Source organism: Microbacterium trichothecenolyticum (genome assembly GCF_041938625.1).
Classification (GTDB): domain Bacteria; phylum Actinomycetota; class Actinomycetes; order Actinomycetales; family Microbacteriaceae; genus Microbacterium; species Microbacterium trichothecenolyticum_D.
The window spans coordinates 3,153,493-3,168,847 of the sequence record NZ_CP169427.1 but is presented as its reverse complement, the minus strand read 5'-3'; the positions used below and the strand labels follow the sequence as shown (position 1 = coordinate 3,168,847).

Genomic DNA, 15,355 nt, shown 5'->3' with positions numbered 1-15,355 from the left:
CCCGCCGCGGTGTGTCATTCGGCGGGCTGCAGCTTGGTCAGGATCTGCACGATCGCCGGCTGCGTCGGGTCCGCCGAAGCGTACTGGTCGTCCTCCGACGGCCATCCGACGTAGTTGCGCGTGTTGAACTCGCCCAGGAGCGGGTGCGCGCCCAGCGGAATGACGGGGACGTTCTCGACGAACGCCTTCTCGATCACCGCGATGGCGGCGTCACGGTCGGCGTCCGACGATGCGTTCGCGTAGGTGTTCAGCGCCTCGGTGACGGCGGGGTCGTCGAAGCGTCCGAAGTTGAAGGCCGCCTTGCCGTCGACGATCCACTTCGGGTCCATCGCCGACGTGTACAGGCCGTACGCGTTGCCGGTGTCCTCGAGCCAGTGGATGATCGCCTGGAACGTGCCCTCCTGGCGTGCGGCATCCCAGCCGCCCCAGTCCGGCTGGTCGACCTTGACCTCGATGCCGAGGCCCTCCTTGAGCTCCTCGGCGATGAGCGCCTGCTCGGTGTTCCAGTCGCTCCAGCCCGCGGGGACCGAGATCGAGAACGTGACGGCCTCGCCGTCGGGGTCGACGAGGTTCTCGCCCTCCCAGGTGTAGCCGGCGTCCGTCAGGATCTGACGCGCCTTGTCGATGTCGACCTCGTAGTTCTGGCCGGCGTACTCGGGGATGATCTCGTCCTCGAGGAGCGACCCGAGACCGGTCACGCTCCAGATCGCCTCGCTCGCACCTTCACGCGCGATGTCGACGTAGGCCTGACGGTCGATCGTCCAGGCGAGCGCCTGACGCAGGGCCGGGTCGTCGAAGGGCTTGGTCTGCAGGTTCATGAACAGCGTGCCGGCACCCGCCGTGGGCGACGCCAGGAACTTGTTGTCGGGGTCGGCCGACAGGTAGCTGTCCTCGATCTGCGGGATGAACGCCTGCGCCCAGTCGGCCTCGCCGGTCGCGAGGGCGGTCGTCAGGGCCGCGTTGTCGCCGTACGAGACGTAGTGCAGCTCGGGCACCGCCAGCTCGCCGCCCCAGTAGTCGGGGTTCGCGGCGAGGGTGACCGACTCGGTCGTCCACGAGTCGAGCGTGTACGGACCGGTGCCGACGACCTGGCCTTCGCCGGTGACCGGGTCGGTGTTCGGGTCCTCGATGTCCTTCCAGATGTGCTCAGGCACGATCTGGAAGTGGAGCACGCGTGCCTGCTGGGTGTACTTCGAGCTGTTGAAGTCGATGGTGACGGTGTCGCCGTCGACGGCGACGCTCTTGAGATCGAGCGCGTTGGTGTCGTTGAGCTTGCCGTCGAGGACCTGGTTGTACGAGAAGGCGATGTCGTCGGCCGTGAAGTCCTCGCCATCGCTCCAGGTGACGCCGCTGCGCGCGACGGCGGTGAGCTGCGTGTAGTCGTCGTTCCACTCCACGGACTCGGCGAGCCAGGGGGTGGTGCCCAGGTCACCGGTCGGGTTGACCAGGGCGAGGGACTCGAAGATGACCTTGCCGTAGCCGTACTTCGAGGCCGACGAGTCGCCGAGGTAGGGGTTGTTCGACTCGGTGGTGATCGCGCCGTCGGGCTTGGCGATGGTGAGCGCCGCTCCGCCGGAGTCTTCGCCGCCGCTGCCGGCGCAGCCGGTGAGCACCAGCGCCGCGGCGACGCCGACGGCGGCGAGGGATGTTCTGAGCCTCATTGCTTCTCCTTGTGTGTGAGCACGACATCGTGTCTCCCGGGGGGATGACGACGGCGTCAGGGTGATTGCCGCATCAACTTACAATCAAGTAAGTAACTTCTGCAAGTATGGTGTCCCGGAGCGCACGGGCAGGCTGTGCGTAGACTCGCACGCGCCGGCGATGACGCATCCGAGACGCCGAAGAAGAAGGGGGCGTGCAACGATGACCGCACAGCGTCGCCAGCCGCGTTCGCGGCCCGAGACCCTCGCCCGCAGGCGCGACATCCTCGACGCCGCGGTCGAGATCTTCGGCAGCAAGGGGTTCGCCGGGGGCACGCTCCAGGAGATCGCCGACCAGGTCGGCATGACACACGCCGGGATCCTGCATCACTTCGGCTCGAAGGACCAGCTGCTGATCGAAGTCCTCCAGCACCGGGACGAGACCGACGTCGCAGATCTGGAGGAGCAGCACATCCCCGACGGCATGCCGCTGTTCCGCCACCTCGTCCGCACGGCGTTCGTCAACGCGCACCGCGCGGGCATCGTGCAGGCGTACGTGGTGCTCTCGGCCGAGTCGGTCACCGACGACCACCCAGGTCGCGACTTCTTCGAGAAGCGGTACAGGACGCTGCGATCGGAGGTCGCCCACGCCTTCGAGGTGGTGTGCGCCGAGCGCGGCATCACGGCGCCCGAGACGATCGCGAACGCGTCGACGAGCATCCTCGCTGTGATGGACGGGCTGCAGGTGCAGTGGCTGCTCGACCCCACCGCCGTCGACCTCGCACGCGCGTCGGAGTTCGCCATCGAGGCGCTCGTGTCGGCCGTGCTGTCGCCGACCCCGTCACCGCTCGCGGACGGGGCCGACGAAGAGGCTCAGCCCAGTCCTTCGACTGTGTAGTCGATGCAGCGGATGAGCTGACGCACGTCCTCCGGGTCGATCGACACGAACGTCGCGATGCGCAGCTGGTTGCGGCCGAGCTTGCGATACGGCTCGGTGTCGACGATGCCGTTGGCGCGGAGGCTCTTCGCCACGGCCGCAGCATCCACCGACTCGTCGAAGTCGATCGTGACGACGACGGGGGAGCGGTCCGCCGCGTCGGCCACGAACGGGGTCGCGAAGGTGGATGCCTCGGCCCAGTCGTACAGCGCCTGCGACGACTCGCGCGTGCGGCCGTCGGCCCACTGCAGGCCGCCCGACGAGAGGATCCAGTCGAGCTGCTTGTCGAGGAGGAACAGCGTCGCCAGCGCCGGCGTGTTGAGGGTCTGGTTGAGTCGCGAGTTGTCGAGCGCATTCTTCAGGCTCAGGAACTCGGGGATGTAGCGACCCGACGCCGCGACGCGCTCGATGCGCTCGATCGCGGCCGGCGACACGAGGGCGAACCACAGTCCGCCGTCCGAGCCGAGGTTCTTCTGCGGTGCGAAGTAGTACACATCGGCCTCGTGCACCGAGAAGTCGATGCCACCTGCGGCGCTGGTCGCGTCGATGACGGTCAGGGCGCCGTCGTCGCCGTGCACACGCGTGATCGGCGTCGCGACACCGGTCGAGGTCTCGTTGTGCGTCCATGCGTACACGTCGACACCCTCGACGGCCTCGGCGACGGTGCGGGTGCCCGGCTCGGCCTTGCGGACGTCGGGGGCCTCGAGCCACGGGGTCTTCGCCGCGGCGGCGAACTTGCCGCCGAACTCGCCGAACACGAGGTTCTGGCTGCGCTTCTCGATCAGGCCGAAGGCGGCGGCATCCCAGAATGCGGTCGACCCGCCGTTGCCGAGGATGACCTCGTATCCGTGCGGCAGGCGGAACAGCTGGCCGAGCTCGGCGCGCACCTGGCCGACGAGGTCCTTGACCGGCGCCTGGCGGTGCGAGGTCCCGAGCAGCGCCGATCCGGGGCCCGCGAGCGCTTCGATATGCGCGGGCGCGATCTTCGACGGGCCGCAGCCGAAGCGTCCGTCGGCGGGCAGGATCTCACGGGGCAGGAGGACGTGTGCCATGCGTCGATTCTAGAGACGCGCGCACCGCCGCCCCGCCCGCGTGACACGTCGTGACACCCGCGCCAGTGTGTTCCTCCGCAGCATCCACCTCTTCGACAGGTCAACCGGGCTTGCACAGGATGTAATCCGCCACCCGCACCTGCAGAACCCCGGTTGACCTGTCGAGCCTCCTCCACAGGGGGACGGACGGATGCTGCGCACGCGAGTTCTCGTGATCGTGCCGAGTACCGCGGTGCCTCACGTGGCGGAGCCGCGATCATTCGGGGATGACGGATCTCATGACAGAGTTGCAGGCACATGGGGGCGTCGCGCTCAGGTCGGCGCTCATGACGTCTGGGATCAGCGGCTACACGATCGAGTGCGCGATGGCCTCGGGCCTCGTCACCAGGCCACGGCGGGGGTGGGTGGCCATTCCGGACGCCGATCCCCACCTCATGGCAGCCGCACGTGCGGGCGTCGTGCTCACGTGCATCACGCGGGCGAAGCGCTTGGGGCTGTGGGTCCTCGCCGAGGACGGTCCGCACGTCGGTGCGCCGCCCAGCGCATCGCGGCTGAAGCTGAAGAACCAGAAGGCGACCGTGCACTGGGGTCGGCCGGTCGAGCCGCGAGTTCCGGGAACGCTGGAGGACAGCATCCTGAACACGCTCCTCATCGTCGCGCGATGCCAACCGCATGAGAGCGCGCTCGCCGTGTGGGAGTCCGCCCTCAACCTTCGACTCGTCGAGAAGGGGGAGCTCGCACGCCTGCCTTTGGTCGAGTCCGTGCGCCGGCTGCTGGAGGAGACGACTCCTTTCGCGGACTCCGGGCTCGAGTCGATCTTCCGCACGCGTCTGCGGTGGCTTTCGCTTCCGATCAGGTATCAGATCTGGATTCGGGGGCATCGAGCCGACTTCCTCATCGGCGACCGTCTGGTCGTGCAGATCGACGGAGGGCACCACGTCGGCGCGCAGCGCGCCGAGGACGTCGCCCACGACGCGGCGCTGATGCTTCTCGGCTACCACGTCATCCGAGTGACCTACGTCCAGGTGATCGAGCGCTGGCACGAAGTGCAGGACCTGGTGATGCGCGCAGTGGCGCAGGGCCTGGACCGGGAATCCTGAGTCTGCGCGAGGATGCCGGGTGTGGCGGCATCCGTCCCCCTGTTCGACAGGTCACCGGGCTTCCACAGGACGAGGGCGCGCCGGCGGATCATGCAGAACCCCGGTTGACCTGTTGAGCTGTGCGGAGTGGGAACGGGAGCGGACGGATGCTGCGGCCCCGCGTGACGCACGTGCTGCGGGCCTGCGCACCGCAGGTGCGGCGGCCATCCCGAATCGGCGCGATGCCGCGTCTGCGACCCACGAGTGGCCCGGCCTCGGCGTCGGGAGCAGAGGATAGGCTGTCCTCAGCCCCTTGAGACACCTGAGGACACCGCGATGACCGATCTGATCGACACCACTGAGATGTACCTGCGCACGATCCTCGAGCTCGAGGAGGAGAACATCGTGCCGCTGCGGGCGCGCATCTCGGAGCGTCTGGGTCACTCGGGCCCGACGGTGTCGCAGACGATCGGCCGCATGGAGCGCGACGGTCTCGTCGTCGTCTCCGAGGACCGCACCCTCGAGCTCACCGACGCCGGCCGGCAGAAGGCCGTCGACGTCATGCGCAAGCACCGGCTCGCCGAGCGCCTGCTGTCCGACGTCATCGGCCTGGACTGGGCCTACGTCCACGAAGAGGCGTGCCGCTGGGAGCACGTGATGAGCGAGCAGGTCGAGCGCCGCCTCGTCGAGCTCCTCGGCCACCCCACCGAGTCGCCCTACGGCAACCCGATCCCCGGTCTCGACCAGCTCGGCGACCTGCCGACCAAGGGCTTCGAGCAGGGCGTCGTGGGCCTGGTGCGCCGGCTCAACGACGCGGGCGAGCCGATCACCGGCACCGTGCGCCGCCTCGCCGAGCCCGCGCAGGTCGACCCCGAACTGCTGCAGCAGCTGAAGGGTGCGGGCGTCGTCCCGGGGGCCGTCGGCGACTACCGCTACAACGAGGGCTACGTGCTCGTGCAGATGCAGGGCAGCGACGAGGGACTGGAGCTCCCGGTCGAGATCGCGTCGCACATCTTCCTCGTCGACGACGTCCGCTGAGGTCGGCGCGTTCCGCTGAATGGGACGGACCCGACGCTGTTCCCGGGCGTCGAAAGCCGTTCGGCGACGCCCGGTCCGCCGCATTCCGCGAACTCCGCCGAGGCACTGTGCGGAGATTGCCAGGCGCGGAACGTGACATAAACGTGACCTTCGGGTAGCCTCGAACCGTCCACCAGGCCAGAAGCCCGCCGACAGGACCCCGCGTGGATTGCCTCAACGGCTCGTCGTCCACATGTGGTGAAGCCCGCACATCGTGCCCCGACATCGAGTGCTGACGAGCCAGGCGCCCCGGCGCAGAGGCGCCGGAGGACCAGTTTGGCTGAAGAGACCGAGTCGCACGCGAACGTGCCCGAGCACGCCACGGCGGACCAGAACCGTCGTGCGCGCAATCGGAAGACCCCCGTGCGACGCTCTCGCGCCGCCGCGCCCGCGAAGCCGACCACGGCCAGGGCGGAGACCCGTCCCGCCGCATCGCCGAGTTCGTCGACAAGAGACCGCGTGGTGAAGCCGCTGCGCAGTCTCGTGGTGCTGGCGATGGTGGGCGGTCTGGTCGCCACTGTCGCGATCCCGGCGTTCGCCGCCGGTGCCACCGCCGTGGCGGAGGATTCCAAGACGATCCAGCAGATGGCCGTCGACGACGCGCAGACGTTCGTCGCAGCATCCGACGCGAACGCCAGCGAGCTGTCGCGCGAGAGCTACGCGGCCACCACCGCGGAAGAGATCGAGAAGAAGAAGGCCGAAGAGGCCGCCGCCGAGCGTGCGCGCCAGATCGCGGCGGCTGCCGCATCGGCTGCGAAGTCGCGCTCCACGGTCCCCACGAACATCCAGCTCACGTCGCCCGGAACCGGCGAGGTGCGCTGGCCGATCCTCAACTTCACCAAGGGCCGCGGCCTCTGGGACTCGGGCTACCACCAGGGTGTCGACCTCCTGTCGTCGTGCGGCACGCCCATCTACGCGGCGGCGGCGGGCGTGGTCAAGGTCTCGCAGGAGAGCTACGGCGGCTACGGCGTCGGCATCTCGATCGACCACGTGATCGGCGGTCAGCAGGTCAACACGCTCTACGGTCACATGACGTACGGCAGCCGCCAGGTGTCGGTCGGCCAGTCGGTCTCGGCGGGCCAGCTCATCGGCCTCGTCGGCAGCACCGGCAGCTCGACTGCGTGCCACCTGCACTTCGAAGTCCACATCAACGGCTCGGTCGTCGACCCGTGGGCATGGCTGCAGGCCAACGCGGGCTGATACGCCCATCCTCTGCAATCGCAGAAGCGAACGGATGCCTCGGGTCGAGGCATCCGTTCGCTTTTTCGTTACCCGACACGCCACCGATCGTTCAATCGTCGCGCGCCTCGGGCGTGTCGCAGTGGGTTACCCTGGGACTCGACGCTGAGAGAGCGGAGGGAGCCGATGGGCTGCACACCACGCATCCGAACCATGGATGCGCTTGGACGCCTCGTCCTTCGGCATTGCACGAGCGGATGCCGCGGCACTGCCGTGGCGCCAAGGCGCTGTCTGTAGACAGCGCCTTTTTTCATGCCCCTGCGCCCTTGATCGTCGCGCAAGTCGAATAACCGAGAAGCCGTCCCGGCCATTCGAGAGGATGATCAATGCGCACTCTGGTGCTGAACGCGGGCTACGAGCCCCTCGCGGTCGTGTCGTTCAAGCGGGCGCTCGTGCTCGTGATGAACGAGAAGGCCACCGTGGTGGAACACACCGAAACCGATCCGGTATGGGGAACCCGACGATCGTACGAACGGCCGGCCGTGATCATCCTGACCCGCTACGTGCGGGTGCCGGGCGGTCGCCATGTGCCGGTGACCCGGCGGGGCGTGCTGCGTCGCGACAACCACCACTGCGCCTACTGCGGCAAGGCCGCGTCGACGATCGACCACGTGCTGCCGCGTTCGCGCGGCGGCGCCGACTCGTGGGAGAACCTCGTCGCGTGCTGCCTGCGCTGCAACAACATCAAGAGCGATCGCACGCCGCAGGAGATGCACTGGGAGCTGCGGTTCACGCCGCACCCGCCGCGCGGCGCGCAGTGGACGGTCCGCGGCACCGAGCGCACCGACCCACGGTGGGAGCCGTATCTCGCCCTCGCGGCGTGACGCCCCGGTCGTGTGCGGAGTGAGCGTCAGCGCTCGTCGAGCACGCGGAGCCAGCGGGTGAGGATCGGCTCGAGGGACGCGGCATCCGTCGTCCCGAGCTCGTCCAGGAGACGGCGCTCGTTCGCGAGATGCGCGGCGATGGCGCGGTCGATGAGGTCCCGGCCCTCCGGGGTGAGTCGCACCAGGCGCTTTCGGGCGTCGGATGCCTCGACCCGCCGCTGGACGAGCCCTCGGGCGGCGAGGCGGTCGACGCGCTTGGTGAGTCCGCCGGTGGTGACGAGGGTGTGGTCGGCGAGTTCGCCGGCGGCGCGCTCGAAGGGCTCGCCCGCGCGGCGGAGCGTGGCGAGCACGTCGAACTCGCCTTCGCTGAGGCCGAACTCGCCATAGACCGCGACGAGTCGATCGGTGAGTTCGAGCGCGACGAGGTGCAGGCGTCCGATGACTCCCTGGGGTGAGGGATCGAGGTCGGGGCGCTCGCGGCGCCACTCCTCTTGGATCTCGGCGACGCGATCGAGCGGTTCGTCGCGTAGGGGGCGGTCGTCAGCGGTCATGCGACCCATCTTATCTTCCTGGTAAGATAAAGTATCTTCCGTGGAAGATAAGCGATGGACGTGGATTCTGGTGACGGCGATCGCCCCGATCGCGTGGGGGAGCGGCTATGTCGTCACGCGCAGCCTGCTGCCGGCGGACTCCCCACTGTGGGGCGGCGTGCTGCGAGCGGTGCCGGCCGGGCTCATCGCTCTGCTCCTCGCGCGCCGTCTTCCGCGCGGGTCGTGGTGGTGGCGCTCTCTCGTGCTCGGCACGCTGAATGTGGGTGGCTTCTTCGTGCTCGTGTACGTCGCCGGGCAGCGGCTGCCGTCGAGCCTCGCCGCGACGCTGATGTCGGCCTCCGCTGCGTGCATGCTGCTGTTCGCGTGGCTGCTGCTGCATCGTCGGCCTCGACTGGCCGCCGTCGTGGGAGCGGCCGTGGGTCTCGTCGGCGTGGCGGTGACGCTGGGCTTCGATGCGGAGGGCGCCGATCCGTGGGGCGTCGCCGCATCGCTCGGCGCGATGGTGGCGTCGTCGATCGGGTTCGTGCTCACGGCGAGGTGGGGCTCGGGCGTCCCCGCGCTGTCGATGACGGCGTGGCAGCTCGTCGCCGGATCGATCGTGCTGCTTCCGGCGGCGCTGCTCGTCGAAGGGGCGCCGCCGGCGCTCACCGCGCCGTCGGCGCTCGGCTTCGCGTACCTCACGCTCATCGCCACGGCGCTCGCGTACGTCGCGTGGTTCGCGGGGCTGCGGCGCCTGTCGCCCGGGGTGGTCGGGGTGGTCGGACTGCTCAATCCGGTCACCGGCGTCGTGCTCGGCGTGGCCGTCGCGGGGGAGGCGTTCGGGGTGCCGCAGGTCGTCGGGGTCGGCCTCGTACTCGTCGGGATCGTGCTGGGTGCGGCTCCTGGGCGGCAGGCTCCGCGCCTGGGTGCAGCGCCGTGGGTCGTGCAGTCTCGAACATAACTGTCGGAACCCCGTACTACGCTCGTGCCCAGCGGTTGAATGAATAGAACATCTGTTCTAGCATGTGGGAATGAGGGCGATCGTGCAGCTCACGGCACAGCACGTGCACGAGGCCGTCGGCCAGGCGCCGACGGGCACGTCTTCTCGGGGTGCGTCGTCGATGGGTGCGTCGTCACCGGGCACCGTCGCGCAGCTGCGGGCTCAGGTCGAGCGCGTGCAGGGCCGTCGTCTCGATGCGCCGGTGCTTCCGGTGCATCCCGCACTCGCCTCGCTGCTTCCCGGGGGCGGTCTGCGTCCGGGGTCCGCCTACTCCCTGCCGCGGTCGACGTCGGTGCTGCTGGCGCTCTTGGCCCAGCCGTCGCAGGCAGGGTCGTGGTGCGGTGTGATCGGCATGCCGCGGCTCGGCGCCGAGGCGGCCGAGGGCCTGGGGGTCGATCTGTCGAGGCTCGTGCTCATCCCCGATCCGGGCGCACGCTGGCTCGCGGTGACCTCGACCGTCGCCGAGGTGCTGCCGGTGGTCGCGGTGCGCCCTTCGGGGCGGGCGGCCGACGGCGAGATCTCCCGCCTGGCGGCACGGCTGCGCGATCGCGGCGCAGTGCTGCTCGTGCAAGGGCCCTGGCCGCAGGCCGAGGCCGTGATCGAGGTGGGCGAGCCGACGTGGGAGGGTGTCGGTCGCGGACACGGGTACCTCTCCGGGCGGGAGGTGACGCTCACGTCGTCCAGTCGGCGCTGGCCACGGTCGCGACGCGCTCGCGTGATGCTTCCGGATGCTGCGGGGCACGTCTCCGCGGCACCCGAGCGCATGCGCCCCGTCGAGGCGCTGCCTGCGGAATCCGCGGAGTCCTTCCCGCAGCTGATCAGGGCGGTGGGGTGACATGCCGACGGGCACGCCGGTGCGGAGCCTCGTGCTGTGGTTCCCCGACTGGCCGGTCACGGCCCTCGAGCGGGAGGCGGGTGCGGCTGCGGCGGAGCCGGAGGACGAGGTCGGCGAGCGGCCGGGCGCCCGGCCGCCTGCGGCGCTGGGGAGGGTCGAGGCGAAGCCCCCGGTCGCCGTCGTGGAGCGCAACCTCGTGGTCGCGTGCTCGGCGTCCGCGCGCGCGGAGGGGGTTCGCCGCGGGCAGCGCCGGCGCGATGCCCAGGCGCGGTGCCCCGGGCTGACGCTGGTCACCGCGGACGCCGCCCGCGATCACCGCGCGTTCGCTCCGATCGTGTCGCTGATCGAAGAGAAGGCGCCCGGCGTGCAGCTGGTGCGGCCGGGGCTGTGCGCGCTGCGCGCCCGTGGTCCGGCGCGGTACTACGGCGGCGAGATCGAGGCCGCCCGCATGCTGATCGGCACCCTGCGCGACGCCGGGCTCGATGGGGTGCGGGTCGGCATCGCCGACGGCCCGTTCACCGCGGAGCAGGCGGCGCGGGGCGGCACGAGCGCCGCCGATCCGGTCTTCGCCGTGCCCGCGGGCGGTGCTGCAGGCTTCCTCGCACCGCTGTCGGTCTCGGTGCTCGACGCGTCCGCGATGCTCGGCGCCGGTGCGGCGGGTGCGAAAGAGGCGACGGATCTCGTGGGTCTGCTCGCCCGGCTGGGCGTGCAGACCCTCGGCGGGTTCGCCGAGATGCCGACCGATCGCGTGCGCGAGCGGTTCGGCGAACGGGGCGTCCGGCTCCACGCGCTCGCGGCGGGGCGCGACTCGCGACCGGTGCAGCCGCGGACGCCGCCGCCCGAGCTGCAGCGCGAGGTCGCGTTCGAGCCTCCTCTCGAGATCGCCGACCAGGTGGCGTTCGCCATGCGCGTCACCGCCGACGACTTCGTCACGGGTCTCGGCGCGGTGGACCTCGTCTGCACCGAGCTGCGGGTCGAACTCGTCGGAGACCGTGGGGAGCGCAGCGAGAGGGTGTGGCTGCATCCGGGCTCGTTCGACGCCGCGGCGGTGGTCGATCGGGTGCGGTGGCAACTCGCGGAAGACGTGGGGGCGGGCGACGCTGCCGGGGGTGGGCTCCGCAGCGGGGTCACGCTCGTGCGGATCTCGCCGGAGGCGGTGGATGCGGCATCCCATCACGCTCCCGCGCTGTTCGGCGGCGGACCCGAAGAGCGGGTGCATCACGCGCTGTCGCGTGTGCAGGCGATGCTCGGGCACCGCGGCGTGCTGACTCCCGCGATCGGCGGCGGGAGGTGGCTGGCCGAGCGCCAGGTGCTCGTGCCGTGGGGCGACAAGGACGAACGCGATCGAAAGGCGACCGGTGCCGGCGGCCTCGCGGCGCAGCGTGCGCGACCCTGGCCGGGCAGCCTGCCCGACCCGCTGCCCACGACGGTGTTCGCCGATCCGGTGCCGGTCGACGTGCGGGCACTCGGCGGAGAGCTCGTCGACGTCGATGAGCGGGGCAACGTGTCGGCCGTGCCCGCGCTCTTCATCGAAAGCGGTCGCCGGCGCGCGATCGAGGCGTGGGCGGGACCGTGGCCGGTGGTGGAGCGCGGATGGGATGCTGCGCGCTCGCGCCGTGCGCATCGGTTCCAGGTCGTCGACGCCGACGGGTCCGCGTGGCTGCTGGTGTGCGAGGGCGACGCCTGGACGGCGGAGGCGACCTATGACTAGGGGGCGGGGCTGATGGGCTTCAACAACCCGGGCGTGCCGTGGTCCGAGATGGAGCGCGTGCTGAGCGGTCGTCGCCGGCCCGATGCGCCGCCGGTCGGCGCCGACGGCGGCGACAGCCCCGCGTGGTCGCACAAGCGGGGGCCGTACGTCGCGCCCGAGATCGAGCGCCCGGCCGATGCGATCCCGTATGCCGAGCTGCACGCGCACTCGTCGTACTCGTTCCTCGACGGAGCCTCCTCGCCCGAGGAGCTCGCCGAAGAGGCGGAGCGGCTGGGGCTGCACGCCCTCGCCGTCACCGACCACGACGGGTTCTACGGCATCGTACGGTTCGCCGAGGCCGCCGAGGCGCTCCAGCTCAAGACGGTGTTCGGCGCCGAGCTGTCGCTCGAGCTGCCGAAGCCGCAGAACGGCGAGGCCGATCCGGTCGGGGCGCACCTGCTGGTGCTCGCCCGAGGCGAGGAGGGGTATCACCGGCTGGCGGGCGCGATCACCCACGCGCAGCTGCAGGGCGCCGAGAAGGGCCGGCCGGTCTACGACCTCGACGAACTCGCCGCGCAGGCGGCAGGGGAGTGGGCGGTGCTCACCGGATGCCGCAAGGGCGCCGTACGCCGCGCGCTCGCCGAGAGCTCCGACGCGGCGGCCGGCGAACTCGACCGCCTTGTGACGCTGTTCGGGAAGGACAACGTGCACGTCGAGCTCATCGACCACGGCAATCCGCTCGACACCCGCGACAACGACGTGCTCGTCGGGCTCGCGCGGGAGCGGGGCCTTCCGCTGCTCGCGACCAACAACGTCCACTACGCCGTGCCGAAGCGGCAGCTGCTCGCCGCGGCGGTCGCCGCCGTGCGCGCGAACCGCGGTCTCGACGAGCTCGATGGCTGGCTGCCCGCACACGCCGGTGCGCACCTGCGGTCGGGGGCCGAGATGGCGGAGCGGTTCGTGCGGTTCCCGGATGCCGTCGCCCGCACCGTGACGCTCGCCGACGAGCTCGCCTTCCCGTTGCGCAAGGCGAAGCCGGCGCTCCCGAAGCAGAAGGTTCCCGACGGGCATACGCCGATGTCGTGGCTGCGGCACCTGGTCTGGGAGGCGGTGCCGCGCAAGTACCCCGACCTCACGGAGGACGACCGGGCGCGCATCGAGAAGGAGCTCGGGGTCATCGAGATGAAGGACTTCCCGGGCTACTTCCTGATCGTCCACGGCATCGTCCAGTTCGCCCGGAGTCAGGGCATCCTCTGTCAGGGGCGCGGGTCCGCCGCCAACAGCGCCATCTGCTACCTGCTCGACATCACCGCCGTCGACGCGATCGCGTACGACCTGCCGTTCGAGCGGTTCCTGTCGAGCCTGCGTGAGGAGGAGCCCGACATCGACGTCGATTTCGACTCCGACCGCCGTGAAGAGGTCATCCAGTGGGTGTACCGGGAGTACGGGCGCGACCGCGCGGCACAGGTCGCGAACGTCATCCAGTACCGGCCCAAGAACGCCGTGCGCGACATGGCGAAGGCACTGGGCCATTCGCCGGGTCAGCAGGACGCCTGGTCGAAGCAGATCGAAGGCTGGGGAGCCCTCCTCGAGACCGGCGCCGGCCACGACATCCCCGACCAGGTGCTCGAGTTCGCCTCCGAGCTGCTCAAGGCGCCGCGGCACCTCGGCATCCACTCCGGGGGCATGGTGCTCACCGATCGTCCGGTGGGCGAGGTCGTGCCGATCGAGCACGCCCGCATGGAGAATCGCACGGTGATCCAGTGGGACAAGGATGATTCCGCCTGGATGGGCCTCGTGAAGTTCGACCTGCTGGGCCTTGGGATGCTGGCCGCCCTGCAGTACTGCTTCGACATGATCCGCACGTCGACGGGGGAGGACTGGGAGCTGTCGACCCTCCCGAAGGAGGAGAAGGCGGTCTACGACATGCTGTGCCGCGCCGACTCGATCGGGGTGTTCCAAGTCGAGTCGCGCGCGCAGATGGGGCTTCTCCCGCGCCTGCAGCCGCGCCGGTTCTACGACCTCGTGATCGAGATCGCGCTCATCCGTCCCGGGCCGATCCAGGGCGGTGCGGTGCATCCGTTCGTCAAGCGCAAGCTCGGGCAGGAGAAGGTGACCTACCCCCACCCCAAGCTGGTGCCGGTGCTCGAGCGCACGATGGGGATCCCGGTGTTCCAGGAGCAGCTCATGCAGATGGGCATGGCCGTCGGGGGGCTCACCGGTGAGGACGCCGACCTGCTGCGACGGGCCATGGGGTCCAAACGGGGGATCGAGCGCATCGACTCGTTGAAGAAGAAGCTGTACGCCGGGATGGCCGAGAACGATCTGGTGGGCGAAGAGGCCGACGCGATCTACGCCAAGATCCAGGCCTTCGCGAACTTCGGCTTCGCCGAGTCGCACTCGCTGTCGTTCGCGTTGCTCGTGTACGCCAGCTCGTGGATCAAGCTGCACTATCCGGCGGCGTTCCTCGCGGGGCTGCTGCGGGCGCAGCCGATGGGCTTCTACTCACCCGCGACGCTCGTGGGCGATGCGCGCCACCACGGCGTCGAGGTGCGCCGCCCCGACCTGCATCTCTCGGGCGTCGAGGCCGTGCTCGAAGCGGTCGACGGCGCTTCGACAGGCTCAGCGACCGAGGTCGAAGGGCCGACCGGCCTCGCCTCGTGCGCCGAGCGGAAGCAGCCGCCGGTCGGCACCTTCGACATCGACGCACCCGACGAATCCGCCGCCCACCGCCGCGACGGGAGGTTCGCGGTGCGGCTGGGGCTCGCCGGAGTGAAGGGGATCGGCGCGACCGTCGCGCAGCGCATCATCGCCGCGCGCGAGACGGGCGGGCTGTTCCGCGACCTCCGCGATCTCGTGCGGCGCACCAGCATCACCGCGGTGCAGGTCGAGGCGCTCGCCACGGCGGGGGCGTTCGAGTGTCTCGGGCTCAGCAGACGCGAGGCGATCTGGCTCGCCGGGGCGGCGGCGCAGGACCGCCCCGAGTTCCTGCCGGACTCGCTCATCGCGGTGCAGCCCCCACTGTTCGCCGATCCCACCAGCTACGAGCGCCTCGCCGCCGACCTATGGGCGACGGGCATCTCGACCGACGACCACCCGATCAGCCACTACCGCTCCGGGCTCGACGCGCGCGGCGTCCTGACGTCTCGCGAGCTGCGCAGCCACGAGGTCGGCCGCCGCGTCGAGGTCGCGGGCCTCGTGACCCACCGGCAGCGCCCGGCGACAGCATCCGGAATCACGTTCCTCAACCTCGAAGACGAACATGGTCTCGTCAACATCGTGTGCTCGCTCGGCGTCTGGAACCGCTACCGCCGCATCGTGCGCGACTCCCCGGCGCTCATCGCGCGGGGCATGCTCGAGCGCTCGGCGGAGGGCGTGACGAACCTCATCGCCGACGCGTTCGAAGACCTCCGCGTCGGCGTGCAGCATCGGGCGAGGGACTTCCGATGAGG

12 protein-coding genes are annotated in these 15,355 nt (G+C 70.3%); 9 read left to right on the top strand and 3 right to left on the bottom strand.

Translation table 11 applies throughout. The annotated features are described in order from the left end of the window. Nucleotides 1-14: 14 nt before the first annotated feature. Nucleotides 15-1,661 carry an ABC transporter substrate-binding protein gene (locus ACEYYH_RS14675; RefSeq protein ID WP_374975082.1) on the bottom strand — a complete coding sequence of 549 codons (1,647 nt, stop codon included), beginning with the start codon at nt 1,659-1,661 and terminating at the stop codon, nt 15-17. A gap of 202 nt (nt 1,662-1,863) precedes the next feature. Here ACEYYH_RS14675 and ACEYYH_RS14670 point away from each other — a divergent pair, with 202 nt between their 5' ends. Continuing rightward, on the top strand, nt 1,864-2,538 hold the full coding sequence (locus ACEYYH_RS14670; protein WP_374975081.1) for a TetR/AcrR family transcriptional regulator: 675 nt from the start codon (nt 1,864-1,866) through the stop codon (nt 2,536-2,538). Here ACEYYH_RS14670 and serC read toward each other — a convergent pair. Next, nucleotides 2,514-3,629, bottom strand: a complete 1,116-nt coding sequence (gene serC, locus ACEYYH_RS14665) for a phosphoserine transaminase (RefSeq protein WP_374975080.1) — start codon at nt 3,627-3,629, stop codon at nt 2,514-2,516. The genes ACEYYH_RS14670 and serC overlap by 25 nt on opposite strands. A gap of 326 nt (nt 3,630-3,955) precedes the next feature. Here serC and ACEYYH_RS14660 point away from each other — a divergent pair, with 326 nt between their 5' ends. The 4 genes from ACEYYH_RS14660 (at nt 3,956) to ACEYYH_RS14645 (ending at nt 7,848) form a co-directional block, all read left to right on the top strand. After that, a complete protein-coding gene (locus ACEYYH_RS14660; RefSeq protein WP_374975079.1) occupies nt 3,956-4,729 on the top strand; it encodes an endonuclease domain-containing protein in 774 nt (257 codons plus the stop codon). 315 nt (nt 4,730-5,044) lie between these two features. Beyond that, entirely contained in the window at nt 5,045-5,746 is a 702-nt protein-coding gene (locus ACEYYH_RS14655) for a metal-dependent transcriptional regulator (RefSeq protein WP_116196185.1), read from the top strand. A gap of 498 nt (nt 5,747-6,244) precedes the next feature. Next, nucleotides 6,245-6,985, top strand: coding sequence for a M23 family metallopeptidase (locus ACEYYH_RS14650; RefSeq protein ID WP_374975078.1), 741 nt, complete (start codon nt 6,245-6,247; stop codon nt 6,983-6,985). Between the two features lie 365 nt (nt 6,986-7,350). Further along, nucleotides 7,351-7,848 carry an HNH endonuclease gene (locus ACEYYH_RS14645; RefSeq protein WP_220289569.1) on the top strand — a complete coding sequence of 166 codons (498 nt, stop codon included), beginning with the start codon at nt 7,351-7,353 and terminating at the stop codon, nt 7,846-7,848. A gap of 26 nt (nt 7,849-7,874) precedes the next feature. On the opposite strand, the gene ACEYYH_RS14640 is transcribed toward ACEYYH_RS14645, so the two are convergent. Continuing rightward, nucleotides 7,875-8,399: a MarR family winged helix-turn-helix transcriptional regulator gene (locus ACEYYH_RS14640; protein WP_374975077.1), complete on the bottom strand. Its 525-nt coding sequence runs from the start codon at nt 8,397-8,399 to the stop codon at nt 7,875-7,877. A 40-nt stretch (nt 8,400-8,439) separates the two neighbouring features. Here ACEYYH_RS14640 and ACEYYH_RS14635 point away from each other — a divergent pair, with 40 nt between their 5' ends. The 4 genes from ACEYYH_RS14635 (at nt 8,440) to ACEYYH_RS14620 (ending at nt 15,353) form a co-directional block, all read left to right on the top strand. After that, nucleotides 8,440-9,339: an EamA family transporter gene (locus ACEYYH_RS14635; RefSeq protein ID WP_374975076.1), complete on the top strand. Its 900-nt coding sequence runs from the start codon at nt 8,440-8,442 to the stop codon at nt 9,337-9,339. Between the two features lie 70 nt (nt 9,340-9,409). After that, nucleotides 9,410-10,213, top strand: coding sequence for a hypothetical protein (locus tag ACEYYH_RS14630; RefSeq protein ID WP_374975075.1), 804 nt, complete (start codon nt 9,410-9,412; stop codon nt 10,211-10,213). 1 nt (nt 10,214) lies between these two features. Next, on the top strand, nt 10,215-11,924 hold the full coding sequence (locus ACEYYH_RS14625) for a DNA polymerase Y family protein (protein WP_374975074.1): 1,710 nt from the start codon (nt 10,215-10,217) through the stop codon (nt 11,922-11,924). A gap of 12 nt (nt 11,925-11,936) precedes the next feature. Then, entirely contained in the window at nt 11,937-15,353 is a 3,417-nt protein-coding gene (locus ACEYYH_RS14620) for an error-prone DNA polymerase (RefSeq protein WP_374975073.1), read from the top strand. Nucleotides 15,354-15,355 lie beyond the last annotated feature (2 nt).